This window comes from Qipengyuania aquimaris (assembly GCF_020171965.1).
Classification (GTDB): Bacteria; Pseudomonadota; Alphaproteobacteria; order Sphingomonadales; family Sphingomonadaceae; genus Qipengyuania; species Qipengyuania aquimaris_A.
In genome coordinates this window covers 1,001,337-1,026,645 of record NZ_JAIUZK010000001.1, presented here as the reverse complement: position 1 = coordinate 1,026,645, position 25,309 = coordinate 1,001,337, and the positions used below count along the sequence as shown (strand labels likewise).

At 64.2% G+C, this 25,309-nt stretch carries 27 protein-coding genes; 17 read left to right on the top strand and 10 right to left on the bottom strand.

Annotated elements, in window-relative coordinates:
* Positions 1–70 precede the first annotated feature (70 nt).
* Positions 71–1,537, top strand: a complete 1,467-nt coding sequence (locus tag LCM24_RS05025) for a DUF389 domain-containing protein (RefSeq protein ID WP_224803005.1) — start codon at positions 71–73, stop codon at positions 1,535–1,537.
* 78 nt (positions 1,538–1,615) lie between these two features.
* A complete protein-coding gene (gene ald / locus LCM24_RS05020) occupies positions 1,616–2,731 on the top strand; it encodes an alanine dehydrogenase (RefSeq protein WP_100259882.1) in 1,116 nt (371 codons plus the stop codon).
* Here the strand turns inward: ald and LCM24_RS05015 are convergent.
* Together LCM24_RS05015 and LCM24_RS05010 are read right to left on the bottom strand one after the other, a co-directional pair.
* Complete coding sequence (locus LCM24_RS05015) at positions 2,728–3,132, bottom strand: acyl-CoA thioesterase (protein ID WP_224803004.1); 405 nt, start codon at positions 3,130–3,132, stop codon at positions 2,728–2,730. The genes ald and LCM24_RS05015 overlap by 4 nt on opposite strands.
* Positions 3,129–5,282 carry a S9 family peptidase gene (locus LCM24_RS05010; protein WP_224803469.1) on the bottom strand — a complete coding sequence of 718 codons (2,154 nt, stop codon included), beginning with the start codon at positions 5,280–5,282 and terminating at the stop codon, positions 3,129–3,131. The genes LCM24_RS05015 and LCM24_RS05010 overlap by 4 nt, the downstream gene beginning before the upstream one ends.
* 153 nt (positions 5,283–5,435) lie before the next feature.
* Here LCM24_RS05010 and LCM24_RS05005 point away from each other — a divergent pair, with 153 nt between their 5' ends.
* From LCM24_RS05005 to LCM24_RS04980, 6 genes are all read left to right on the top strand, one after another.
* A complete protein-coding gene (locus tag LCM24_RS05005) occupies positions 5,436–7,241 on the top strand; it encodes an aminopeptidase P family protein (RefSeq protein WP_224803003.1) in 1,806 nt (601 codons plus the stop codon).
* 62 nt (positions 7,242–7,303) lie between these two features.
* Positions 7,304–7,699 carry a VOC family protein gene (locus tag LCM24_RS05000; protein ID WP_100259879.1) on the top strand — a complete coding sequence of 132 codons (396 nt, stop codon included), beginning with the start codon at positions 7,304–7,306 and terminating at the stop codon, positions 7,697–7,699.
* Positions 7,699–8,100 carry a cupin gene (locus LCM24_RS04995; protein ID WP_224803002.1) on the top strand — a complete coding sequence of 134 codons (402 nt, stop codon included), beginning with the start codon at positions 7,699–7,701 and terminating at the stop codon, positions 8,098–8,100. Before LCM24_RS05000 ends, LCM24_RS04995 begins: the two co-directional genes overlap by 1 nt.
* 180 nt (positions 8,101–8,280) lie before the next feature.
* Complete coding sequence (locus LCM24_RS04990; protein ID WP_224803001.1) at positions 8,281–8,961, top strand: EF-hand domain-containing protein; 681 nt, start codon at positions 8,281–8,283, stop codon at positions 8,959–8,961.
* Positions 8,962–9,007: 46 nt separating this feature from the next.
* Positions 9,008–9,742 (top strand): response regulator, encoded by a 735-nt coding sequence (locus LCM24_RS04985; protein WP_224803000.1) that lies wholly within the window; start codon positions 9,008–9,010, stop codon positions 9,740–9,742.
* The gene (locus tag LCM24_RS04980; RefSeq protein ID WP_224802999.1) at positions 9,739–11,142 is read left to right on the top strand and encodes a sensor histidine kinase; all 1,404 of its coding nucleotides are present in this window, start codon (positions 9,739–9,741) and stop codon (positions 11,140–11,142) included. The genes LCM24_RS04985 and LCM24_RS04980 overlap by 4 nt, the downstream gene beginning before the upstream one ends.
* Here the strand turns inward: LCM24_RS04980 and LCM24_RS04975 are convergent.
* Entirely contained in the window at positions 11,139–12,665 is a 1,527-nt protein-coding gene (locus LCM24_RS04975) for a helicase HerA-like domain-containing protein (RefSeq protein WP_224802998.1), read from the bottom strand. The genes LCM24_RS04980 and LCM24_RS04975 overlap by 4 nt on opposite strands.
* Positions 12,666–12,774: 109 nt before the next feature.
* Here LCM24_RS04975 and pabB point away from each other — a divergent pair, with 109 nt between their 5' ends.
* From pabB to LCM24_RS04935, 8 genes are all read left to right on the top strand, one after another.
* Positions 12,775–14,583, top strand: coding sequence for an aminodeoxychorismate synthase component I (gene pabB / locus LCM24_RS04970; RefSeq protein WP_224802997.1), 1,809 nt, complete (start codon positions 12,775–12,777; stop codon positions 14,581–14,583).
* Positions 14,584–15,246, top strand: a complete 663-nt coding sequence (locus LCM24_RS04965) for an RluA family pseudouridine synthase (RefSeq protein ID WP_224802996.1) — start codon at positions 14,584–14,586, stop codon at positions 15,244–15,246. It abuts the gene before it with no gap.
* Positions 15,246–15,650 carry an alternative ribosome rescue aminoacyl-tRNA hydrolase ArfB gene (arfB, locus tag LCM24_RS04960; RefSeq protein WP_221563250.1) on the top strand — a complete coding sequence of 135 codons (405 nt, stop codon included), beginning with the start codon at positions 15,246–15,248 and terminating at the stop codon, positions 15,648–15,650. Before LCM24_RS04965 ends, arfB begins: the two co-directional genes overlap by 1 nt.
* Positions 15,651–15,793: 143 nt before the next feature.
* Positions 15,794–15,961: a 50S ribosomal protein L33 gene (gene rpmG / locus LCM24_RS04955; protein ID WP_090476625.1), complete on the top strand. Its 168-nt coding sequence runs from the start codon at positions 15,794–15,796 to the stop codon at positions 15,959–15,961.
* Between the two features lie 77 nt (positions 15,962–16,038).
* Positions 16,039–16,701: a LolA family protein gene (locus LCM24_RS04950; protein ID WP_224802995.1), complete on the top strand. Its 663-nt coding sequence runs from the start codon at positions 16,039–16,041 to the stop codon at positions 16,699–16,701.
* Between the two features lie 264 nt (positions 16,702–16,965).
* The gene (gene xth / locus LCM24_RS04945) at positions 16,966–17,763 is read left to right on the top strand and encodes an exodeoxyribonuclease III (RefSeq protein ID WP_224802994.1); all 798 of its coding nucleotides are present in this window, start codon (positions 16,966–16,968) and stop codon (positions 17,761–17,763) included.
* The gene (gene ribA, locus LCM24_RS04940) at positions 17,712–18,821 is read left to right on the top strand and encodes a GTP cyclohydrolase II (RefSeq protein ID WP_224803468.1); all 1,110 of its coding nucleotides are present in this window, start codon (positions 17,712–17,714) and stop codon (positions 18,819–18,821) included. Before xth ends, ribA begins: the two co-directional genes overlap by 52 nt.
* A complete protein-coding gene (locus tag LCM24_RS04935; RefSeq protein ID WP_224802993.1) occupies positions 18,818–19,318 on the top strand; it encodes a GNAT family N-acetyltransferase in 501 nt (166 codons plus the stop codon). The genes ribA and LCM24_RS04935 overlap by 4 nt, the downstream gene beginning before the upstream one ends.
* Here the strand turns inward: LCM24_RS04935 and asd are convergent.
* From asd to recQ, 7 genes are all read right to left on the bottom strand, one after another.
* Positions 19,297–20,157, bottom strand: a complete 861-nt coding sequence (gene asd / locus LCM24_RS04930) for an archaetidylserine decarboxylase (RefSeq protein WP_224802992.1) — start codon at positions 20,155–20,157, stop codon at positions 19,297–19,299. The genes LCM24_RS04935 and asd overlap by 22 nt on opposite strands.
* A gap of 26 nt (positions 20,158–20,183) precedes the next feature.
* Complete coding sequence (locus LCM24_RS04925; RefSeq protein WP_090476616.1) at positions 20,184–20,447, bottom strand: DksA/TraR family C4-type zinc finger protein; 264 nt, start codon at positions 20,445–20,447, stop codon at positions 20,184–20,186.
* Between the two features lie 46 nt (positions 20,448–20,493).
* Positions 20,494–21,507: a right-handed parallel beta-helix repeat-containing protein gene (locus LCM24_RS04920; protein WP_318247358.1), complete on the bottom strand. Its 1,014-nt coding sequence runs from the start codon at positions 21,505–21,507 to the stop codon at positions 20,494–20,496.
* A 33-nt stretch (positions 21,508–21,540) separates the two neighbouring features.
* On the bottom strand, positions 21,541–21,798 hold the full coding sequence (locus tag LCM24_RS04915; protein WP_224802991.1) for a hypothetical protein: 258 nt from the start codon (positions 21,796–21,798) through the stop codon (positions 21,541–21,543).
* 1 nt (position 21,799) lies between these two features.
* Positions 21,800–22,003, bottom strand: a complete 204-nt coding sequence (locus LCM24_RS04910) for a toxin-antitoxin system HicB family antitoxin (protein ID WP_090476609.1) — start codon at positions 22,001–22,003, stop codon at positions 21,800–21,802.
* A gap of 25 nt (positions 22,004–22,028) precedes the next feature.
* Positions 22,029–22,919 carry an SPFH domain-containing protein gene (locus tag LCM24_RS04905; protein ID WP_090478293.1) on the bottom strand — a complete coding sequence of 297 codons (891 nt, stop codon included), beginning with the start codon at positions 22,917–22,919 and terminating at the stop codon, positions 22,029–22,031.
* Positions 22,920–23,011: 92 nt separating this feature from the next.
* Positions 23,012–24,796: a DNA helicase RecQ gene (gene recQ / locus LCM24_RS04900; protein ID WP_224802990.1), complete on the bottom strand. Its 1,785-nt coding sequence runs from the start codon at positions 24,794–24,796 to the stop codon at positions 23,012–23,014.
* 130 nt (positions 24,797–24,926) lie between these two features.
* Between recQ and LCM24_RS04895 the strand changes: the two genes are divergently transcribed.
* Positions 24,927–25,217 carry a hypothetical protein gene (locus LCM24_RS04895; RefSeq protein ID WP_090476605.1) on the top strand — a complete coding sequence of 97 codons (291 nt, stop codon included), beginning with the start codon at positions 24,927–24,929 and terminating at the stop codon, positions 25,215–25,217.
* Positions 25,218–25,309 lie beyond the last annotated feature (92 nt).

The window sequence follows — 25,309 nt, the reverse complement described above, 5'->3', positions numbered from 1 at the left end:
CCCCAATTACGCTTCCAAGCGCAGGCCTCCGACACCCGGTTGGGTTCATAGCCCTATCGGGCGTGCCCTGGTGCCGATCCGGCGCTGGTGGCTCGATCATGTGGTGGCCGATGTCGACCACACCGCCGTGATCGCCAAGATCGCGGGGGAAAGCGATGCCAGCCCGCGTTATATTTTCATGGTCATGATGTCGGCAGGCATCGCGATCCTCGGCATGCTGCTGTCCTCGCCGGCAGTCGTGATCGGGGCCATGCTGTTGTCCCCGTTGATGAGCCCGATCATCGGGGCGGGTTTCGCGCTCGCCTCGGGCAAGCTGAAGTGGCTGCGCATCAGTATCCGGGCATTGGCGATCGGGACGATTGCCGCGATCCTTTTCACCGCGCTGATCGTACTGGTCTCGCCGTTACAGACCGTCACCTCGGAGATCGCTGCGCGCACGCAGCCGAACCTTTTCGACCTGCTGGTCGCGCTGTTTTCCTCGCTGGCAGGCTCCTATGCGCTGATCCGCGGGCGTGAGGGCACGATCGTCGGCGTGGCCATCGCAACCGCCCTTATGCCGCCGCTGGCCGCCGTGGGATACGGGCTCGCGACGCTGAACTGGACGGTCTTCGGCGGGGCGCTGGCGCTCTACATCACCAACTTTCTGACCATCGCCCTCTCGGCAACGATCATGGCGCGCCTCTACGGTTTCCGAACCGATCTGTCGGCGCGGCAGGGCTGGTTCCAGAACTTCGGTATCTTTGTGGTTTTCGTGGGACTTGCCATCCCGCTCGGCTTCTCGCTGCGGGACATTGCCTTCGAGGCCAATGCGCAGCGAGTGGTGCAGGACGTCATCGCCGAAAGTTTCCCGGACAAGGCGCGGGTCAATGTCACCGGTATCGACTGGGACGCGGATCCCGTCGTCGTCAGCGGGACGGTCGATACGCCGCAATTCAACAGCAAGGCCAATGCCGAAATCAAGCGCCGCTTGGAAACCCGCTTTGAGCGCGAGGTCGTGATTGCGGTCGAACAATACCGCGTGGGTACGGATCCGGGCGCTGCCGAAGCGGCTGAACTCGCCCGCGCCAAGGACGAGCAGCGCGCGCAGGCGACCGAGCGCCAGATTTCGGAAATGGTCGGCGAACTCGCGCTGGTCGCCGGGGTCCAAAAGTCCGAAGTGACCGTCGATCGCGACAATCGCCGTGCCATCGTGCAGGCGAGCCACCTCCCCGGACTGACGGTGGAGGGCTGGCGCGTGCTGGAAGGCCGTGTCGATGCGGGCATGCCCGGCTGGTCGATCGAACTGCGGCCGCCGCTTCTCGCCCTGCCTTCGATCACCCTGGCCGAGGGCGAGCCGGATGCTGCGGGACAGCAGGCACTGGACGTCGTCGCATGGGCCGCCCGGCGGCAGGGACTCGGCATCAACCTTGCCGGACGCGAAGGTGAAGCCTTCGATGCGGTCGCCGCCCAATTGCGCGAACGCGGCGTGACATTAACGCAAACGAATGGCGGTTCTCCCGATCGTATCGAAGCGCGCTGGCAGGCTTTGCCGGAATAAAAATACGCTACGGCAAGCGCGCTTGCAGCGAAGGGTTTTCACGAGTAGCGGCGCTTCCCAGAGAAGGAGTCCGCACCCATGCGCATCGGCTGTCCGAAAGAAATCAAGAACCACGAATACCGCGTCGGCCTGACGCCCGAGAGTGCGAACGAACTCGTCGCTCAGGGCCACGAAGTGTGGATCGAGACGCAGGCCGGTTGCGGCATCGATGCGACGGACGAACAATATGTCGCAGCTGGCGCGAAGATCGTCGACGGACCCGATCCGATTTTCGCCGAATGCGAAATGGTCGTGAAGGTGAAGGAACCGCAGGCGGTCGAACGCAAGAAGCTGCGCGCGGACCAGATCCTTTACACCTATCTCCACCTTGCGCCCGATCCGGACCAGACGAAGGACCTTGTCGATAGCGGCGTGACCGCAATCGCCTACGAAACGGTCACCGGCCCGCGCGGTCAGCTGCCGCTCTTGAAGCCGATGAGCCAGGTGGCCGGCCGCATGAGCGTGCAGGCAGGCGCGACCGCGCTCGAGAAGGCGCATGGCGGGCGCGGTGTGCTGCTTGGCGGCGTACCGGGCGTTATGCCGGGCAAGGTCGTGGTCATCGGCGGCGGTGTCGTCGGTTTCAACGCGGCGCAGATGGCGGCGGGCCTTGGTGCGGACGTGACCATCCTCGATCGCGACCCTGAAGTGCTCGAGAAAGTCGGTACCCATTTCGAAAGCCGCGCCAGCACGCGTTTCTCGAACAAGGCCAACCTCTATGACGCGGTGTGCGGCGCGGACCTCGTCATCGGCGCGGTGCTGATCCCCGGCGCGGCAGCCCCGAAGCTGGTCACGCGCGAGATGCTGGGCGACATGCAGAAGGGCGCTGTCCTCGTCGACGTCGCCATCGACCAGGGCGGCTGTTTCGAGACTTCGAAGCCCACGACCCATGCCGACCCGACCTATGTCGTCGATGACATCGTGCATTACTGCGTCGCCAACATGCCGGGCGCCGTCGCGCGCACCAGCACCTATGCGCTGAACAATGTGACGCTTCCGCATGCCCTGCGCATTGCGCGGATGGGCTGGAAAGATGCCATGCGCAATGACCCGCATCTTGCCGAAGGGCTCAACGTGCACGCAGGCGAAGTCACCTACGAAGCGGTGGCAAGCGAGCTGGGCTACAACTACCGGCCGGTAGCCGACCTGCTCGGCTAACCCTGCTCTTTGGTGAGGGCTTCGAGCATTTCGGGCCGGACCCTCGCCAGCCTGTTCGATGCGCGTTCCAGCATGGCCCAGGTCGTGGCTGCGGAGACGATGACTTTCTCGTTCGCGTCGCGGAACTCGACCCGGCGAACCGAAGTCGCCCCGCGCGCACGGCCTTCGATCCAGGTCGTGCCGGTCACGCTTTCACCTTCGGCGACATTGCCGCGATAATCGATTTCGTGCCGGGTCACGACCCAGAAATAGGTCGCCTTGTCTTCGGGCCGCGCGGCGGCTTCCCAATGGCTGGTCGACATGTCTTGGATCCACTGGACCCAGATCGCATTGTTGACGTGGCCGAGCTCGTCGATGTGCTCGGCCCCGGCAACATATGTCTTCGTGAACTTCGCCGTCACTCGGTCATCCCGAGCTGCCACAGGATGAAGGCGTATTCTTCCGCCACTTCGTACACCGAATTCCAGCGGCCCGACTTGCCGCCGTGCCCTGCGCCCATATTGGTCTTAAGCAGCAGTTCGTTGTCGTCGGTCTTCACCTCGCGCAGCTTGGCAACCCACTTGGCAGGCTCCCAGTAGGTTACGCGCGGATCGTTGAGACCGGCGGTGACCAGCATGGGCGGGTAATCCTGCGCCTTGACCTGGTCGTAGGGCGAATAGCTCAGGATGTAGGCGAAAGCGGCCTTGTCGGTGATGGGGTTGCCCCATTCCTGCCATTCGCCCGGCGTCAGCGGGAGGCTTTCGTCAAGCATGGTGTTGAGCACATCGACGAAGGGCACGTGGGCCACGACGGCGCCGTACTGTTCCGGGTCCTGGTTGACGATCGCGCCCATCAGCTCGCCGCCTGCGGACCCGCCGCTGGCGGTAATCTTGCCTTCTGCGGTGTAGCCCTTCTCGATCAGGCCGCGTCCGACATCGACGAAGTCGTTGAAGGTGTTGGCGCGCTCGAACATCTTGCCCTGCAAATACCAGCGCCGGCCGAGGTCGTCGCCGCCGCGGATATGCGCGATGGCATAAGCGAAGCCGCGATCGATCAGGCTGAGGCGCGTGGTCGAAAAGCCGGGCGGCATGGCATAACCATAGGCGCCGTAGGCATAGAGGTGGAGCGGCATGGCCCCGTCCTTGCGATCCTTGCGATAGACCACGCTGACCGGGATCATCGTGCCGTCGCGCGACTGCACGCTCAGGCGTTCGGTGGTGTAGAGCGACGCGTCGTAGCCGCTCGGGATTTCCTGCTGCTTGAGCAGTTCGAGCCCGCCTGTGGCGACGTCGTAATCATAGACCGAATCGGGCGTGACCATGCTTTCATAATCGAGGCGCAGCTTGGTGACGGCATATTCGGGATTGTTCGACAGGCCCGCATTGTAGCTCGCTTCCGGGAAGCTGATGGCGCGTGCCTGGAGCGGCGCGTCGTAGGTGCGCAGCTGGATCTGGTCGAGCCCGTCGAGGCGGCCTTCGGTCACGAAGAAATCCTGGAACAGGTCGAAGCCGGTCAGGTAAAATTCGTCCGATCCGGCGATCACGGTTTCCCACTCGCCGGGCGTCTCGATCGAGGCCTTGGCGAGGCGGAAGTTGATGTGATCGTCATTGGTCCACACGAACAGGTTCGTGCCTGTCTCGTCGGTGCGGACATCGACCGAATACTCGACACCCTTCTGGCGCGGCCTGACGAGGATCTGTTCGCCGGTCGGATCGTCTGCGCGCACAAGGCGCACTTCGCTGGTCTCGTTGTCGCCCGTGGCGATGATCAGCCAGTCGTCCTGAGCGGACAGGCCGGTGCCCACGCCGAAGCTCTGGTCTTCCTCTTCATAGAGCGTGACGTCGCTTTCGACCGGCGTGCCGAGCACGTGCAGCTTCGCTTCGAGCGAGCGCCATTCCTCGGTCGAGGGGCCGTAGACCAGCGCGGTATCGTTCGCGACCCAGGTGAGACCGCCGCGCAGGTTCGTCAGCTCGTCCGGCAGCAATTCGCCGGTCTGCAGGTCCTTGATCCGCGCGGTGTAGCGTTCGGACCCGTTGCTGTCGGTCGAATAGGCGAGATAGCGCCCGTTCTTGCTCACCGACGCTGCACCCAGCCGGAAGTATTCCAGGCCTTGTGCCAGTTCGTTCTCGTCGAGGATCAGCACCGCATCGCCGCCCGACACCGGCTTGCGGTAATGCTTGCGGTATTGCGCGCCCTCTTCGAATTCCGACCAGTAGAGCCAGTCGCCATCCTTTTGCGGAACGGTGGAATCGTCTTCCTTGATCCGCGCCTTCATCTCTTCGAACAGGGTGTCGACGAGTTCCTTCTGCGGCGCCATGCGCGCTTCGTACCAGGCGTTTTCCGCCTTCACGTAGTCGAGGATGTCCTCGTCATCGATCGTCGGATAGCTCTGGTCCTTGAGCCAGTGATACGGATCGGAGATCGTGATCCCGTGATGGGTATAGGAATGGTCGCGCTTCTCGGCTTGGGGCGGCGAGGTAGGTGCAGTCACTGAAGTCCCTTCGGTTTCTTGGGCCGCGCCGGGCGCAGCCAGAACGAGCGATACGGCAGATAGGCATGCAGCCAGTCGCATGTAAGCCATGAATGATCTCCCCGATGGCGGCACAAAGCTGGAAAGCGGGGCCGCAAGTGTCTAAGTTGCAGGCGTGACTATGCGGCAAGATGCAATGCCGCAAGCGCCGTCTCCACCGATGCGGGACGGCAGCCGACGAAAGGATTTACTCGCATGTTGATGCAGACCCACGAAGCGCGCCTCGATGCGCTCAGGACCGAACTCGAAAAGCGCGGCCTCCATGGCTTCGTCGTCCCCATTTCGGACGAGCATATGAGCGAATATGTCGGCTCCTATGCCCAGCGGCTCCACTGGCTGACCGGCTTCGGCGGCAGCGCGGGCAGCGCGGTAGTGCTGAAGGACAAGGCGGCCATGTTCACCGATGGCCGCTATACCGTGCAGGTACGCGAGCAGGTGGACGGCAAGCTTTACGACTACGAGGACGTGCCAGCCACCTCGCCTGCGAAATGGATCGCTGCCAATGCGCCGGAAGGCGCGCGGATCGGCTACGATGCCTGGCTTCACGGCATCGGCTGGGCGGAAGAAGCGGAAAAGCTGTTCGCCAAGAAGGGGATCGAACTCGTTCCGGTGGACGGCAATCCGATCGACGCGGTCTGGGCCGACCGGCCCGAGCCCAGCAAGGCTGCCGCCGTGCCGCATGAAGACCGCCTCGCCGGTCGGTCGAGCGCGGACAAGCGTGCCGAGATCGCCGACTGGCTGAAGCAGGAAGGCTATGACGCTACCGTCGTCACCGCGCTCGATTCCGTGGCGTGGGTGCTCAACATGCGCGGAAAGGACGTCGACAACACGCCCGTCGCCCTGTCCTATGTCGTCGCCCATGCGGACGGCACCGCCGATCTTTTCATCGCGCCCGAGAAGGTCACGCCCGAACTCACGCAGCACCTCGGCAATGCGGTGCGCATCAAGGACCGCGCCGATTTCGAGCCTGCGCTGGCAAAGCTGCAGGGGAAGACCGTGGCTGTCGATCCGCGTCACGCCGTGGCAGGCATCTTCCACGCGCTTGAAGCGGGCGGGGCGAAGGTCGTTCGCGACGACGACCCGGCCGTGCTGCCCAAGGCGATCAAGAACGAGGCCGAACGGCAAGGCCACCGCGATGCCCAGGCGCGCGACGGGGCTGCCGTAGTGAAATACCTGCGCTGGATCGAGGAGAACGCCCCCTCGGGCGAGATCGACGAACTGGCGGCAGCGGCCAAGCTGCGCGAATTCCGCGGGCTGAGCCCGGATCTCAAGGATACCAGCTTCGACACGATCAGCGCGGCTGCGGGCCATGCCGCCTTACCGCATTACAAGGTCGACGAGGACAGCAATATCCCGATCCCGCCGTCCAGCATCTACCTGTGCGATTCGGGCGGCCAGTATCCCGACGGCACGACCGACATCACCCGCACTGTATGGGTCGGCCCCGGCGAACCGACGGCGGAAATGATCGACCGCAACACGCGCGTGCTGAAGGGCCATATCGAGCTGGACCTCGCGAAATTCCCCGATGCAACCAGCGGCGGCGCTCTCGACGCGCTGGCACGTATGCACCTGTGGCAGGCCGGCGTGGATTATGGTCATGGCACCGGTCACGGCGTCGGCAGCTATCTGTCGGTCCATGAGGGCCCGCAGCGCATTTCGAAGCCCGGCGGCGCCTTCCCCGGGACCGAAACCCCGCTCCGCGAAGGCATGATCCTTTCCAATGAACCGGGCTATTACAAGCCGGGCGAATACGGCATCCGGATCGAGAACCTCGTCCTGGTGGTGGACGCCGGCATCGATGGGTCGGAGGGCAAGTACCTGGGCTTCGAGACGCTGACCCACGTCCCTCTCGACCGCAAGCTGGTCGACAAGGAACTGCTCAGCGAACGCGAGATCGCCTGGTGGAACGAGTATCACGCCAGGACCCTCGCCATCCTCGCTCCGCAGCTGGAGGGCGAGGACCTCGCCTGGCTCGAACGCGATTGCGCACCCTTGTAGGAGTAGCTCTGTTCACGTAATGTTCTGCCGGTCGCGAGTCGTTTCCAACTAGGAGAGTTTGCATGATCGGTTACGTTACGCTGGGCACCAACGACCTTACGAGGGCGGCCAAATTCTACGATGCCATCGCGGCCGAAATGGGCGTGGGGCGGATGATGGAATTCGAAACCTTCATCGCCTGGGGCAAATGGGATGGCGGCGCGGGCATCGCGGCAACCATGCCGTTCGATGGCGAAAAGGCGACGGTCGGCAATGGCACGATGGTCGCGCTCGAGGCCAAGGACCGCGAGCAGGTGAAGCGGCTGTACGACATCGCGCTCGCCAATGGCGGAAGCGACGAGGGTGAGCCGGGACCGAGGGGCGAGCCGGACGAGAACGGCATGCTCTTCTACGCCGCCTATTTCCGCGATCCCGACGGCAACAAGCTCAACGCCTATCTCATGGACAAGGTCGAGTGATGGAGGGCAAGCGCCGCCTTGCGGACAGTTTCCTGCACCTCGGGCTGGGGGCGACGGCCGTTCCCCAGCCCCCGTTCGAAGGCGGGATGGACTGGTACGAAGGCTATGGGCAGCGTCACGGCAGTGACGGGCGCGAAGGCAGGCTGGTCAGCCAGCACAGCTTTGCCGAGGACTGGGACAGCTGGGAAATGCACCCGCTGGGCGAGGAAGTCGTCATCTGCACGGCAGGAAGCATGGTGCTCACCCAGGAATTTCCCGACGGGCGCCGCGAAACTCTCACCCTGGAAGCGGGCGAGTATGCGATCAATCCGGCGGGCGTCTGGCATATCGCCGATGTCGAAGCCTATGCGACCGCGATCTTCATCACCGCTGGCGAGGGGACGCAGCACCGCCCGCGCTGAGATGCTGACACCCGAATGAACGGCCTGCCCGGCGCGTTACATTCCGTTACAATTCTCCTGCGATCCGGCACAATGCTGCGACAAGACGGCCCTATAACGGTGACACGAACTGCGGCGCTGCTCCCTCTTCCCCTCCCCCCAACCCAGGCGCGCCGCAGTTCTCCAAATTCAGGAGACCATATGATGAAGAAGATCACCTTGACCTTGTCCGCCGCAGCGCTCGCGCTGACCGGGACTGCCGCAATTGCGCACCAGCACATGGGCAAGACGAACCCCGATGCGGACGGCAACGGCGTTGTTACCAGCGCCGAACACACTGCCCATGCCGACGCGATGTTTGCGCGGATGGACGCCAATGGCGACGGCGTGATCAACGCCGAAGACCGTGCCGAGAGGCGCGAGGCCATGTTCGCCAAGGCCGATGCCAATGGCGACGGCGAGCTTTCGCAGGCCGAAATGAAGGCGATGCACGAAGCACGCAAGCAACAGCGCGAAGCACGCCGGACCGATCGCTCCGAGCGCCGTGCAGCGCGTATGGAGCAGCGTTTCGCCCAGCTCGATACCGACAATTCGGGCGGCCTCTCGCAGGCCGAACTCCAGGCGATGAAGGAAATGCGCGGCGAACGCGGCGGTGAAGGCCGCAAGGCGCGTCGCGGCGGCAAGCGCGGTGGCCACATGGCCATGCTGCAGCGCGCAGACACCGACGGCGACAAATCGATCTCCCGCGCTGAATTCCAGGCTGCAGTCGATGCCCGCTTCGCCCGCGCCGACACCGACGGCAATGGCGAGATCTCGGCTGCGGAACGCGAAGCGATGAAGCAGGAACGGCAGGAACGCCGCGCCCAGCGTCGCAGCCAGTAACCGGCTTTCTGTTTCGTTCGCCGCAAAGCGAGTGCATAGGTCCCGCATGAACGATGCTGCGCCCATCACCCTGCTGCTGGTCGACGACGAAGCCAGCCTACGCGAACCCCTGGCGGAATATCTCTCCGGCCAGGGGTTCGTCGTGCTGGAGGCCGAAAGTGCGGCGCGGGCGCGTTCGCGGCTGGAAACCGATCGGCCCGACCTCGTCCTGCTCGACATCATGATGCCGGGCGAGGACGGGCTGTCGCTCTGCCGGCACCTCGTCGAAAGCCGGCAGCTTCCCGTCATCCTGCTGACGGCAAAGGGCGAGGCGATGGACCGGATCATCGGCCTCGAAATCGGGGCTGACGATTATGTCACCAAGCCCTTCGAACCGCGCGAACTGGTGGCACGCATACGCTCCGTCCTGCGCCGGGCAGACCGCAGCGGCGCGGAGCCTGCGGACGATCTCGCTTATGTTTTCGAGGGCTGGACACTCGACCCGCTGAAGCGCCGGCTGACCGATCCCGAAGGGACGCTGGTGCCGATCTCGACCGCAGAATTCCGCATGCTCCGCGCATTCTGCGACCACCCGCGCCAGGTGCTCGACCGCGACCGCCTGCTCGACATGGTGCAGGGTCGCGAGGCGCAATTGTTCGACCGCGCAGTCGACAACCAGGTCAGCCGCCTGCGCCGCAAGATCGAGGCCGACAGCCGCAACCCGCGTTTCATCCAGACAGTGAGGGGCGGGGGCTATCGCTTCGGCGCCGATGTGACGCGTAAGGCCCAGGACACGCCATGACGCGGTTGCTGCCCAAGAGCCTGCTTGGCCAGACATTGCTGGCGGTCGCCGGCGCGCTGTTGCTGGCGCAGCTGGTCACCACCGCGCTTCTTTACCGCATTGCCGAAGAGAGGCGCGAAGAGGCGCTGATCAGCGCGGCCCAGCTATCCCTGTGGGGTGCACCGGTCTTCCGGCAGGCCCGCGGCGAGGCTGTGCTCGACGGGGATCGCCGGCGCTTCCGGATGAACCGGCGTGAATTGGGTGGCCGCCCGATGCGCGGCGAGGTTACGCAAAAGTACCCTCTCATCTCCGGAGAGACTTCTGATCCGGCGATGGCAGCGGCTATTGCGGAACGCCTGACCGGCTTCGTTCGCGAACCGCATGCCGTCGTCGCGACTATCCGCTCATCCGAAGACGATCCGGTCGTGATGCAGCGTTTTCGGGATCGCAATGCCGGACCGCGCAGAGGGGGCCGTACCTATCGCAAGGTCTTCGTCGCTGCTGTCCAGTGGGAAGAGGGCGGCGACTGGCACGTTGCGAGAATTCCCTATCCGGGCGACGACCGCAGGGTCTTCCTGATAACGGCTGCGCAGACACTGGTAATCTTCGTCCTGCTGATGACGGTGCTGTTTGTCTTGCTGCGCCGGATCACCCGGCCTTTGGCGAGATTGACCCGCCAGACCGAACAGTTTTCGTCCAATCCGGGGAGCATCGTTCCAATCGAGCCCAGCGGCCCTGATGACGTTCGCAGCCTGATCGCGGCACATAACGCGATGGAGGCGCGCATCGCTGCCATGCTCGATGAGAAAGACGTCATGCTGGGCGCCATCGGCCACGATTTGAAGACGCCGTTGGCCGCGCTGCGAGTGAGGATCGAGGCGATCCGCGACGAAGGTCTTCGGGCGAAGATGGCAGATTCGATCGAAGAGATCACGCGTACGCTCGACGAGATTCTGTTGCTCGCGCGCATCGGCCGCGCCGAACGCCCTGCGGAGCGTACCGACCTCTACGCCTTGCTGGTGTCGGTGGTCGAGGAATTCGAGGACATGAACCAGCCGGTCGCGCTGCTCGAAGGCCAGCGGGTGCCCGCGCCGGTGCACCTCACATGGCTGAAACGCGGGGTACGCAATCTCATTTCCAATGCCTTGCGCTATGGCGGGACGGCAGAGGTCGCCTTGCTGCGCGAAGGCAATGAAGCGGTGATCCGCGTCGAGGATGACGGTCCCGGCATTCCGCACGATCGCATCGCCGAAATGCTCGAACCCTTCACCCGCGGCGAGGCAAGCCGGAACCGGGCCACCGGCGGCGCAGGCCTCGGCCTCACCATCACGCGCGCCGTGGCGGAGCAGCATGGTGGTTCGCTAGTGCTCGAAAACCGGCAGCAGGGCGGCCTGCGCGCCGAATTGCGCCTTCCGCTCTAGCGCATCAAACCGCCGACGATATTCCGCACGAAGGCATTGAGGCCCGTGCGGACCGGATCGGCGCGCGACTTTTTGCCGAGGACTGCCGCGACGGCGACCGAGGTGAGCGAGCCTGCCGCAGCGGTCGCCGCAGCCTTGCCCGCCTTGGTCCACATCGACGGCGTCTTGCGCTCGCGCTTGCGTACCTCCGCTTCTCCCTTTTCCTCGACCTCCTTCGCGGTTTCGGCCGCGTCGAGCGTCTTTGCCGCGAGCACTTCTTCCGCGCTTTCGCGGTCGACGGCCTCGTCGTATTTCCCGTCCAGATCGCTGATGGAATTCACGATCTTGCGTTCTTTCTCGGTCACCGGGCCGAGCCGCGACTGGGGCGGCTTGATCAGCGTGCGCTGCACGACCGATGGCGCGCCGTCCTCGTCGAGCGTGGAGACCAGCGCCTCGCCGACTTTCAGTTCGGTGATCGCCTCTTCCACGTCGAGATCAGGATTGATGCGGAACGTCTCGGCGGCGGCCTTGATCGCGCGCTGGTCGCGCGGGGTGAAGGCGCGCAGAGCGTGCTGGACGCGATTGCCCAGCTGGCCAGCGATTTTTTCCGGAATGTCGATCGGGTTCTGGGTCACGAAATAGACGCCCACGCCCTTGGATCGGATGAGGCGCACGACCTGTTCGACTTTCTCCTCCAGCGCTTCGGGCGCATCGTCGAAGAGCAGGTGTGCCTCGTCGAAGAAGAACACCAGCTTCGGCTTGTCCGGATCGCCGACTTCGGGAAGCGTTTCGAACAGTTCGGCCAGCAGCCAGAGGAGGAAGGTCGCATAGAGCTTCGGGCTGCGCATCAGCTTGTCGGCAGCCAGCACGTTGATCACGCCGCGACCTTTTTCGTCGGTGGCGAGGAAGTCGTCGATCTCCAGCGCAGGTTCGCCGAAGAACTGGTCGGCGCCCTGGCTCTCGAAGCTGAGGAGCTGGCGCTGGATCGCCCCCACGCTGGCCTTGGAGACATTGCCGTATTTGCCGGACAGGTCCTTGGCGTTTTCATAGGCGAAGGTGAGCATTGCCTGCAGGTCGCCGAGGTCGAGCAGCAGCAAATTGTTCTCGTCGGCATAGCGAAAGACGATATTGAGCACGCCTTCCTGGGTATCGTTGAGGTCCAGCAGGCGCGCCAGCAGCAGTGGGCCCATTTCCGAGATCGTCGTGCGGATGGGAAAGCCCTTTTCGCCGTAAAGGTCCCAGAATACCGCCGCATTGTCGGCGTAGGCATAGTCGTCCATGCCCAGTTCCTTCGCGCGGCCTTCCAGCTTGTCGGCATGTTTGAACTGGGGGGAGCCGGCCATGGAGATACCGGAAAGGTCGCCCTTCACATCGGCCACGAACACGGGGACGCCGCGTGCGGAGAAGCTTTCGGCCAGGCCCTGAAGCGTGACCGTCTTGCCCGTGCCGGTGGCACCGGCGATCAATCCGTGGCGATTGGCCTGCGCCAGCCTGAGATACTGGTGCTCTCCATTGCCGCCCAATCCAAGGAAAATATCGCTCATTTGGCCTTGTGCCCCTCTTGTCATTTGTTGCCATCGGTTTGGCGCAGTCGGGGCGGCAGGGTCAAGCTATCCCTCGACATAGCCCGCCGCTGCGGTAAAGGCAGGGCATATGGCGCGGCGCGACCCTTTCGTTCTTCTCGACGATGCACGCAGCGATGGTGCGGCAGATGCACTGTTGTTCGAAAACCCGCGCGCGGTCTTCGTCGCCTCGCGGCCCGAAGATGTGGCAGCGACGCTGGAGGCTGCGGAGCAGGCGCGGCGCGACGGCGGGGAACTGGCCGGCTTCATCGCTTATGAGGCAGGGCTCGCGCTTGAAGAACGGCTGCAACACCGCGCGTCTGCGAAGACGGGGGCATCCGGTCCGCTGGTGTGGCTGGGCCTGTTCGATGCGCCGACCCGCATCGCGGCCGAGGCTGTGCCGGACTGGCTGCGCGAACGCTCTGCCGGTGGCGGAAGCGTCGGTCCGCTGGAGCCGCAATTGTCGCCGGGCGGTTATGCCGAGGCATTCGAGCGCCTGCAGGAAGCGATCCGCGCAGGCGACATCTACCAGGCCAACCTCACTTTCCAGCTTGCCGGGAATTTCACCGGCGATCCGCTGGGTCTTTACGCTGCGCTGAGGCCTGCCGCACAGGCAGGTTACGGCGGGGTGATCTTCGACGGGTCGCACTGGCTGCTCAGCCTCAGTCCGGAGCTGTTCGTCTCGCTCAAGGACCGCGAAGCCAAGGCCAAGCCGATGAAGGGCACGCGCCCGCGTGCAGCGGACCCGGAGCAGGATGCGGCGCTCGCAGGTGAACTGGCGCAATCGATCAAGGACAAGGCCGAAAACCTGATGATCGTGGATCTGATGCGCAACGATCTCAGCCGCGTGGCCGAGGCGGGGAGCGTGCGGGTCGACGAACCTTTCGCGATCGAAAGCTATCCCACGGTGCACCAGATGGTGAGCGTCGTTCGCGCGCGGCTCAAGCCGGATGCGGGCGCAATCGACCTCGTGAAGGCGCTTTTCCCGTGCGGGTCGATCACCGGCGCCCCGAAAATCCGCGCGATGGAGCTGATCGACGAGGTCGAACGCGAGCCGCGCGGCCCCTATTGCGGAGCGATCGGACGGATCGGTGCCGATGGCGACGCGGCATTCAACGTGGCCATCCGCACCCTGCGCCTGACCGAGATAGAGAACGGGCGCGGCAAGGCCGTGCTGGGAGTCGGCGGGGCAATCGTTGCCGACAGCGAAGCCCGGACAGAGTGGCGCGAGGCGATCCTCAAGGGCGCTTTCGCCCGCGCATCGTCGCCCGATCATCGCGCAGCGCAGTTCGACCTGATCGAGACGATGCGCTTTTCGCCCGACGAGGGGATTGCCCATCTCGAAGAGCATCTCCTGCGCATGAAGGAAAGTGCGGGCGAGCTGGGCTTCTCCTTCGACCGGCACGAGGCGCGCAACCAGTTGCACGCGCTGTGTTTCGTGGTCGAGAAACCCAGCCGGATCCGCCTGCTGGCATCGCGCTCGGGAGCTCTCGCTCTCGAAGTGCAGGATATGCCCGCGCCGTGGCCAGAACCGGCGAAGTGCATCGTCATGCCCTTGCCGGTCGATCCGGGCGACTGGCGGCTTCGTCACAAGACCACCGACCGCGGTTTCTACGAGGATGCACAGGCAGTCGCCCGGCATCATGGCGCGCAGGAATGCCTGCTGGTGCGCGAGGACGGCCTTGTCACCGAAGGCTGCGTCACCAATATCTTCGTCGAGCGTGACGGTGTCCTCCTGACGCCGCCTGCCAACCTTGGCCTCCTTCCCGGCGTGCTGCGCCAGAGCCTGCTCGCAGAGGGCAGGGCGAAGGAAGCGGAGCTTACGATTTCCGATCTCGAGGACGGTTTCTTCCTCGGCAATGCGCTGCGCCAGATGGTGCGAGCGGAACTGAAGGACTGAATGACCGATATTCCGATCCTGTTCGAAGACGGCGAGGCGCTCGTCATCAACAAGCCCGCAGGCCTCCCGGTCGACCGGCCGAAAAAGGGCGGGCGGTGCCTGGAGGATCACTTCGAGCAGCTGCGCCTGGGCTTCCAGCGCGATCCCTCGCCCGTCCATCGGCTCGATACCGATACCAGCGGCTGCTTGCTTTTGGCCCGCAACCCCAAGTCGCTCAAGCGCTTCTCCAAGGCCTTCGAAGACCGCGTGGTCGAGAAGCGCTATCTCGGCATCCTGACGGGCATTCCGACGGAAACGGAGGGCACGATCGAGCTGTCGCTGTCGAAGATCAGCAGTGCCGAAAAAGGCTGGCGGATGATTGCGGCGAAGAAGGGCAAGCCCTCCGTCACGCACTGGAAGGTCATTGGCGAAAGCAGCGGCCATGCGCTGGTCGAGTTCCGGCCTGAAACCGGGCGTACGCATCAGATCCGTATCCATTGCGAGGCTGGGATCGGCATGCCGCTGCTCGGCGATCCGGTTTACGGGTCGGGCAAGGGCGCGCCGCGCACGATGCTGCACGCGGCAGGGCTGGTCGTGCCGCGCGAAAAGAAACCGACCATCGAAGCGAGCGCGCCGATACCGCGAGATTTCGCAGCCCTCGGTTTTGCCGACGACGCGGAATAATGGGCCGCATCGTCGACAAGGCGAATGCGATTGCGGAGGAGAAGTTCATCGCCTCCTCCGGGCCCGGCGGGCAGAACGTCAACAAGGTGGCGACCGCCGTGCAGCTGCGGGTCGATGTGTTCCAGCTCGGCATGCCGCCCGATGCATTCAACCGTCTGAAGGATATCGCGGGTAGCAAGCTGACACAGGACGGCGAAATCGTCCTCACCGCGAACGAGCACCGCACGCAGGAGCGTAATCGTGAAGCGGCTCGCGCCCGGTTAGCGGCTATCCTGACCGAAGCGCTGACCCCGCCCAAGAAGCGCAAGAAGAGCCGCGTGAACCGGGTCGGCAAGGTGAAGCGTCTCAAGGCCAAGAAGGCGCGCGGCGAGGTGAAGGCCAATCGGGGCAAGGTCCAGCTTTGACGCGGCGCGCGCCAATGCTTGACTTTTCACCGGGAATCACACAAAGGGCGCGCCGGACGGCGGTGCGACCTGCGCCGCCCTTATTTTTTCGGCCGGTTTCCCCCACGGGACGGCCCTTGCAACGAGATCTTTAGGAACACGCCATGGCGAAGCCCGCAACCGTCAAGATCAAGCTCGTCTCGACTGCCGACACGGGCTTCTACTACGTGACCAAGAAGAACCCCCGGAATCACACCGAGAAGTTCGTCTTCAAGAAGTACGATCCGGTCGTGCGCAAGCACGTCGAGTTCAAGGAAGCCAAGATCAAGTAATTTGATCCGGCAAGCTGAACGGCGGGAACGCACGCAGTTCAGTGACAGTTCAATGCTCCGACGCTAAATCGTGGAGCATGAACACCTTGACCCTTTTCAAGAATCGACCCTTCGCCTCGGCCATCGCACTCGCGGTGGCCACTGCGATTCCGGCAAGCTTTCTGGCAGCCCCAGCCCCGGTGGAGGCTGCGGCAGGCGATCTCGACCGCGCGGTCGACGCCCTGCGCGGCATCGCCACCATGAAGGCCGACTTCGTCCAGACCGACCGCAATGGCCAGTCCGTCTCCGGCGTCATGACGCTGAAGCGCCCCGGCAAGATTCGTTTCGAATACGAAAAGGGTGTGCCTCTGCTCGTCGTTTCGAACGGCAAATCGATGTATATGGTCGATTACGAGGTGAACCAGGTCCAGCGTTGGCCGATCAAGAATTCGCCTCTCGGCGCGCTGCTCGACCCGAGCCGCGACGTGAAGCGTTACGGCAAGCTGGTCCCGACCGGACACAGCGATGTCGTCAGCATTGAAGTGCGTGATCCCAAGCGGCCCGAATTCGGCGCCATCACCCTCATCTTCGCGCGTGATGGCAGCGCCCCCGGGGGGCTGCGCCTCACTCACTGGGTTGCGCTCGATGCACAGAATCACCGCACCACCGTGCGCCTGCGCAATCACCGCTATGGCGTGTCGGTTGCCGACAGCGCGTTCACTTTCAAGGATCCGCGTAGAACGTCCCGTCGTCCGGGATAAACGGACCGGCGACGAACCGTTCGTCTTATACGACTTCCGGCGGTTCGATGTTCATTGAGTAGCAAGACGATAGGTCCTATTTATGAGTCTACGAAGCGGCGGACGGCAATTTCCCCCCTGTTGATTGCCACCCCTCAAACCGCTTCGTTCCAAGCGTGACGAACGCTCACAAGGAACCCTCGAGCCATTTGCCCCCGGCTCGAGGGTTTTTTGTTGTGTGCGGCAGGGTGGACCGCCGCGCTTCGCCGCCCTATCTCGGCGGCCATGGTTTCTGTTGCATCCTGGAATATCAATTCCGTCCGCCTGCGTATGCCGATCGTCGCCCGCTTCCTGGAGGAGCAAGGGCCCGACATCCTGTGCCTGCAGGAGATCAAGTGCCAGGAACACCAGTTCCCTTTCGAGGCCTTCCGCGAACTCGGTTACGAACACTTCGCGATCCACGGCCAGAAGGGCTATCATGGCGTGGCAACAGTCGGGAAAGTCCCATTCCGCGATTTTTCGAAGCACGACTGGCAGGACAATGGCGAAGCGCGGCACGTCGGCGTGGAACTGACCGATCCGGCACACCAGGGCATGATCGTCGAGAATGTCTATGTCCCGGCGGGCGGTGACGAGCCCGACCGCGAGAAAAACCATAAGTTCGGCCAGAAGCTCGATTTTCTCGAGCGGATGACGCGCTGGGCTGACAAAATCGAGCGTCCGACGCTGATCGTGGGCGATTTCAATATCGCGCCGCTCGAAAGCGATGTGTGGAACCACAAGCAATTGCTCAAGGTCGTCAGCCATACGCCGGTGGAGGTCGACGCGCTGCAGCGGTTCATAGACGCTCATGGCTGGGCCGATATCGGGCGCGAACACATCCCCGCACCGGAACGCTATTACAGCTGGTGGAGCTACCGCGCGAAGGACTGGAAGGCCAACGATCGCGGTCGCCGGCTCGACCACATGTGGGCCAGCCCGGAACTTGCGAAACAGGCAACCGGCCATTCGGTCCACGAATATGCGCGCGACTGGGAAAAGCCTTCCGACCATGTGCCGCTGGTCACGGAGTTTTCTCTCTGAGCGAGCCTTCGCCTTCCCGCCGGGCGGCGCAGGCCGTCGATGCGCTGAGGCATGGCTGGCCGCTGGCGATCGCCGGTGCGCCGCTGTTGCAGCCGGTCGAGACGGCATTCGGTGAGGTGACCGCGGGGGAGATGCTGATTTCCGCCACCCGCGCAGCGACGCTGAAGCTGGCGAACCAGCGCGAGGCAGCGGCACCGCGCCAGCCCGTCCTGCTGCGCGGGGCGGAGACTTTCGACTTGCCCGCAGCCTTGGCAATTGCCGATCCGGCCCTCGATCTGACCAAGCCCATGAAAGGGCCGTTCAAGGCGCTCGCGCTGGAGTGGGAAGAGCAGGCCGCCGCCGCGCTGGAACTGGCGCGGATCGCCGGGATATTGCCCGCGTTTCTCGTCGCTCCGGACGGTGCGGGAGAGGCCGTGCATCTCGAAGCGTCGGACTTGGACGCTTTTTCGCAAGCCGACACCTTGCGCATCGCATCGCGCGCTTCCCTGCCGGTGGATGCTGCGCCCGATGCGCGGATCGTGGCTTTCCGCCATCCCGACGATACCCGCGAACATGTGGCACTGGTGATCGGCAAGGAGAGGTCGGACAAGCCGCCGCTGGTGCGTCTTCACTCCGAATGCCTGACGGGCGATGTGCTCGGCAGCCTCAAATGCGATTGTGGCCCTCAGCTCGACGCGGCCCTCCATGCAATGGCGCATGAGGCGAACGAAGGCGGCTGGGGTGTGCTTCTTTACATGAGGCAGGAGGGGCGCGGCATCGGCCTCATCAACAAGCTGCGCGCCTATCGCTTGCAGGACCAGGGCTTCGACACGGTCGATGCGAACACGCGGCTGGGCCTACCGGACGAGGCGCGTGACTTTCCCACCGCCGCAAGGATGCTGGACCTCCTCGGTGTGCGCAGTATCCGCCTGATGACGAACAATCCGGCCAAGGTGGACGCTCTGGCTGCGCATGGCGTCAAGATCGACGAGCGCGTGCCGCACGCCCTGCCGGACAATCCGCACAACGCCCGCTATCTTGCAACAAAGCGGGATCGCGCGGGGCACCTGCTGCCATGAATGCCGTGGCGATCAGGCCTGAAGAGCCATCGGACCACGCGGCTATCGCCGTCGTGACAGAGGCCGCTTTCAAGGGGGAAAAGCACAGCGACGGCTCCGAAGTGGCAATCGTCGACCGGCTTAGGAAGGATGGCGACCTGACGCTTTCGCTGGTGGCGGAGGATGCCGAACGCATAGTCGGACATGTCGCGGTGTCGCCGGTCACCATCGATGGCAAGGCGGGCAGCTGGTACGGGCTCGGCCCGATTTCCGTTCTGCCATCTTTGCAACGGGGCGGTATCGGCTTTCGGCTGATGCAGCGGGCTATCGCAGACATGCGGGAGAGAGGCGCTGCCGGAATAGTCCTGCTCGGCGACCCTGCCTATTATGCGCGCTTCGGTTTCGAACATGATCCGCGGCTGCGATACCCCGGTCCACCGCCGGAGTATTTCCAGCGCCTTGTCATTGCCGGTGACGCACCGACAGGTGTCGTGAGCTACGCCGCGGCGTTCGGCTGAAGGCGCCGCCCCAGCGCTTCGCCCATCCGGACACTGTCGCCAGGCTTGAACCGGTCGAGCCATTCGACCCGGCCGGGTTCGAACAGCAGCACGACGGTCGATCCCAGGATGAAGCGGCCCATTTCATCGCCTGCTTGAAAGGAATGAGCGCCGCCGGAGAAGTCGGTCCGCTTCAGCTTGGGCGAATGGGTTTCTTCCAGCCCCGACCACACCGTCTCGATCCCCGCCACGATCATCGCGCCGACCATGACGCTGGCGAAGCAGCCGTCGGGGCCGTCGAACAGGCAGGCGAGCCGTTCGTTGCGGGCAAACAGGCCGTCGACATTCTCTGCCGTGACCTGGTTTACCGAGAACAGGTCTCCGGGGACATAGGTGGCGCTGGTGAGCTGGCCTGCTGCGGGCATGTGGACACGGTGATAGTCGCGCGGGCTGAGGTAGACGGTGGCGAAAGTGCCGCCTTCGAAAAGGCGCGCTGCGCCCTCGTCGCCGCCGAGCAGCTGGCGCGCGGTGAAATGCCGTCCCTTGGCCTGGAAAATCTTGCCATCTGCGATGCGGCCGATCTGGCTGATCGCGCCGTCGGCGGGGCAAAGGATGTACTCGCCGGCATCGGCCAGCGGCCTGGCGCCCGGCTTCAGTTCGCGGGTGAAGAAGTCGTTGAAGCTGCGGTATTCATCGATACCGCGCGCCGCTTCGCTCATGTCGACGTCATATGCGTCGATGAAACGGCGAATCAGCAGGTTCTTGACCGCGCCCGCCTCGCTGGAGGCGAGAGAGCCCGCCATGCGGGAGACGGCGTGGTGCGGCAGCATGTGCTGGAGCCAGATGAAGGGTGATGCCATTCCGGGTCCGTGAACCGAATTGCGCCCTAGCGCAACTGGCTGTCCTTGCTGCCGCGGCGATTGATGCCGGACTGGCGGGTGGTGGCATCCCGGGCCGACTGGCAGGCGACGCAGGTGCGTACGCCGGGCAGGGCATCGCGGCGCTTCTGCGGGATCGGTTCTCCGCATTCATCGCAATATTCGGCGCTGTCGCCACGCGGCATGCGGGCGCGCGCCGCGCTGACCGCATCGCTGACCGTGTCGTCAATCTGGTCCTGAACGGCGCCGTCTCGCGCCCATCCGCCTGCCATGTTTCGCTCCTTTCCCGATCAACGATGCGGGGGGCGAGGGCGTTCCTCAGCGGCTTTCGAAAGGTTTGAGGTTCGTGCCCAGCGAGTTCTCGCCGATGGCAAGGGCGTCACCCGTCCAGTCGGCAACGAATGCGGGTTTGCGCGTGATGCCGGGCGCAAGGCGCGCATCGTTGTCGCGGATGACCAGGCCGTCGGACGAATATTTCCCGCCTTCCGCGCCGATCGCGATCAGGGCGGACCAGTTTTCCTTGTCCTTGCCCTGGACGAACCAGTTCCCGCTGATCATGCCCGAGCCGCCTTCCGGCAGGTCGATCATGTAATTCGTGCCGCGCCCACCGGTGTCGTCGAAACTGTTGTTGGCGATGCGATTGCGACCGGCGCGCGATTTCACATAGTGCCCGCCGCGCCCCTGTTCGAAGCGGCTGCGGGTCACTTCGAGTTCGCCATAGTCACCGACATAGATCGAATGGGCGCACCCGCCGCTTCCTTCGCAGGTGCCGAGACGGGTGAAAGTGGATTTGTCGATGGTGATCCGGTTCGACTTGCCGTTGACCGTCAGCAATCCCTGGTCGCTATCGCGGAACCAGCTCTGGACGATGGAAAGCTCGCCGTTTTCGAGGCGGATGCCGGCACCGTTCTTTTCACGCACATGCATGTTGGCGAAGGTCAGACCCCGGATGGCCGCGCTATCACCGCGCAGGACAAGCGCCGCCTTGCCTTCACAGATTCCGCCATCGAAAATCGCCTTGCCGGCCTCGGCCGCGCGAAATTCGATCCGGCCTGCTTTCTGGACCGCGCACTGGTCGTAAACGCCGGGCGCCACGAGGATCGTGCCCCTGGCATCGCCAATAGCGTCGACCGCGTCCTGGAGGCGCGCGAAACCCTGTCCCGTTTCTGCGATAGTGAAGTTTCCGCGTGCAGGCTGGGCCATGACTGCAGCAAGCGGGATCGCGCCGACTGCAAGAGCCGCGACGCCGGCCACGATCCAACGCGGGAGGCGATCGGCAGCAGAGGCGAAGGGCGAAACCATCGCAATTGCATAGGATTTAATGGTTAACATCGCGCAAACAGGATGATCGCGCGGATACGGATGTCAATCCTTCTCGCCATGACGCCAGCGCCAGCCGCCACGCGTCTTGTGCTTCGCGATGAATACCACGGCGAGAGTGGCGAGAAGCCAGACCACGATCGCAAAGCCGAGCCCGATGGCCGGATCCCACTCCAGAACGGGCGCCGGGGCGAGCATGACCAGCGTATATACGGCCAGCAGCGCCCAGCCTTGCCAGGCGATCGGCAGCCCCGCGCCGTAACCGAAGCGCTTGGGGGCGAACCAGGGTTTGTCGTCCTTCATCTCAGTCCTCCTTCTTCGGGCGCCCGCGCTTGGGCTGTTTGGAGATCGCGACGTCGATACCGCGCTTTTTCAGCGCTTCGCGCAACAACATTTCGATCTGCGCATTGGCGCTGCGCAATTCGTCCGCCGCCAGGCGCTCGACCGCAGCATGGACAGCCGGGTCGAGACGCAGGGCGAAGGCTTTCTTGGCTGGTGGTTTGGCCATGAGGCCTCTCCGCTAGTCCTTCAGATCAATACAGCGAGCCGGCGTTGACCACCGGGTGCGCGTCCTTCTCGCCGCACAGCACGACCATGAGGTTGGACACCATGGCCGCACGCCGCTCGTCGTCGAGTTCGACGATATTGTCTTCGCTCAGCTTGGTGAGCGCATCCTCGACCATACCGACCGCGCCGAGCACGATCTTGGTGCGCGCCGCGATGATCGCGTCGGCCTGCTGGCGCTTGAGCATGGCGCTGGCGATTTCGCTCGCATAGGCGAGGTGCGTGAGGCCTGCCTCGTCGACGACGATGCCGGCGACCTTGAGGCGGTCGTTGAGCTCTTCCAGGAGCTCGCGGTTGACCACGTCGCCGCCTCCGCGAAGCGTGACTTCCTCGCCTTCGAAATCATCATAGGGATGACGCGAGCCGACGGTGCGCAGGCCCGCTTCAATCTGGATGTTCACGAACTCCTTGTAGTCGTCGACATCGAAGCTCGCCTGGGCAGTGTCGCGCACGCGCCAGACCACGTTGCAGGCGATCTCGATCGGGTTACCCCGCAGGTCGTTGATCTTGACCCGTTCGGAATGGATATTGTGCGCACGGGCCGAAATCTTGTTCTTGCCCATCCACGGCCACACCCAGCGCAGGCCCTCGGTACGCTCGCTACCCTTGTATTCGCCGAACAGCGTGATGACCGCCGCCTGGTTGGGCTGGATCATGAAGAAACCGAGGCCCACGATCACCACTCCGATGACCGAAGTGGACAGCGCCACCAGGAAGAGGATTTTCGCCCCCGACGCCGCGCCGTCCTCGGGCGCCAGGCCGGGCAGGACAAGAGCCAGGACGGCGATCAGGCCGACCAGCACCAGCAACATGATGTAGCCATTGTAACTCGTCGCCGCGCTCTCGCGGCTGGTTTTCATTCCTGGCAATTCCACCGACATAACCTGCCTCCTGTTATATAATTATGATATCATAAATATATCAGGCGCGATGTTTGGTCAAGAACATCCGGTCAGTGTCGGGCAATTTCCGCCAGGAAGCGCTCGCCATAGGCGTCGAGCTTGCGCGCTCCGACACCCCCGAGGCGACCCAGTTCAGATAGGGTCGAGGGCCGGCTTGAAGCCATTTCGCGCAGGGTCGAATCATGGAATACGACATAGGGCGGGACGCCCGCCTCCTTGGCGAGATCGCGGCGCAGATCGCGCAATGCCTCGAACAAGGGATCGCCGACCGGATTGGCTGCCGCTTCGCCACGCCGCCTGCGGCTGCGCTTGGGCGGGACGATGATCTCGACCTTGCGTTCGCCCTTGATGATCTCGCGTGCCGCGCCCCCCAACGACAGTCCGCCGTGTTCGGTGGGCACGAGATCGCCGCGCGCCTGGAGCGCCCGGCCGAGCGGCTGCAAGAGGCGGGCGTCCTCGCCCTCGACGATGCCGAAGACGCTCAACCGGTCGTGTCCGCGCTGGCGCACGCGCTCGTCCTCGGCACCGACAAGCACCTTCTGCAGATGTCCCATGCCGAAGCTCTGGCCCGTGCGGTAGACCGCCGAGAGCAGCTTGCGCGCGAGTTCGGTGGTGTCCGTGACCTTGGGCGGATCGAGGCAATTGTCGCAATTGCCGCAAGTTTCGTCGGGGTCCTCCCCGAAATGGCGCAGGAGAGCCGCGCGGCGGCAATGCGGCGTTTCGACCAGTCCGGCCAGCGCATCGAGTCGCGCCCGCTCCGCGCTGCGGCGCCCTTCCGGTAACTCCATCAGGCGTTGGCGAGCGGTGGCGAAATCGGCTGCGCCCCAGAACATCGTCGCAAGGCTCGGATCGCCGTCGCGCCCGGCACGGCCTGTTTCCTGATAGTAGCCTTCGATCGACTTGGGCACACCGACATGGGCAACGAAGCGCACGTCCGGCTTGTCGATCCCCATGCCGAAAGCGATCGTGGCGACAATCACCATGTCCTCGCTTTCGACGAAGGCCGCCTGGTTGGCGGCGCGCGTCTCTGCCGGAAGCCCTGCATGATAAGGACGCACGGCGCGGCCGGTTGCAGCGGCGAGCTTTTCGGCCAGCTCCTCCACCTTGCGGCGGGTCTGCGCGTACACGATACCGGGGCCGGGCTGGCGGGCCATGAGATCGGTAATCTGCCGCACGGGATTGTCGCGCGGTGTGATCGCATAGCGGATATTGGGCCGGTCGAATCCGGCGAGCACCAACCCGTCCTCCGGAACGCCCAGCTGCGTCATCACGTCGGCGCGCGTCTGCCGGTCTGCGGTGGCCGTCAGCGCCAGGCGAGGCACATCGGGGAAGGCGTCCATCAACGGGCGCAGCTGGCGGTAATCGGGGCGGAAGTCGTGCCCCCATTCCGACACGCAATGCGCCTCGTCGACCGCGAACAGGGCGAGCGGTGCAGCGCCCAGCATTTCGCGGAAACCCGGCTGGCTGGCGCGTTCGGGCGCGACGTAAAGCAGGTCCAGCTCTCCCGCGCGGAAAGCATCCTGCGTTTCACGCCAGTCGGCATCGGCACTGGTCAGCGTGGCGGCACGGATCCCGTTCGCCCTTGCGCTGCGCAACTGGTCGTGCATCAGCGCGATGAGCGGGCTGATGACGATGCAGGTGCCCGGCATCATGACCGCCGGTAGCTGGTAGGTCAGCGACTTTCCGGCCCCGGTCGGCATCACCGCAAGCGTGGACTTGCCACCCAGGACACGCTCGACGACATCTTCCTGCCTACCGCGGAATCCGTCGAACCCGAAGGTCGAACGCAGGGCTTGGCGGGCGCGGTCCAGATTGTCTCCATCGAGCGGGGGCATGCCACCCTCTCGCCGCCTCGTGCTCGGCGCGCAAGCGGCGTTGCTGCATTTTCCCCTTGGACCTTGGGGCCAGTGCATATTAACCACTCCTCCCGACAGCGCCGACCGGCGCTCAGATCAGGAGAGACCCATGAAGTTCCGTATTCTTGCCGCTGCAACCGCTTCGCTGGCGCTGGCCGCCTGTGGCAGTGCCGACGACGCGTCGACCGAAGCAGAGGCCGACACGGTCGAAGTTGCTGCGGACGAAGCGCTCGAGCCGGTGACCGAAGAGCCGGTCGAAGACGCCGCTGCCAGTGAACCGGTCGAAGTCGACAATTCGGCGGCAGAGGCTGCTGAAACCGCGTCGATCGAAGAGGCCGGCGATAATGCCGCCGCCACTGCGGAAGCCGCGCTCGACGCGATGGCCGAAGAAAACCAGTAAGCGTAGATTACGCGGGCAGGGGACGGGCGCGAAGGGCGCGTCTGTCCCTTTGCTTGCCGTAGCGGATTTTGCCCCGCCGTTGCGCGGGATTA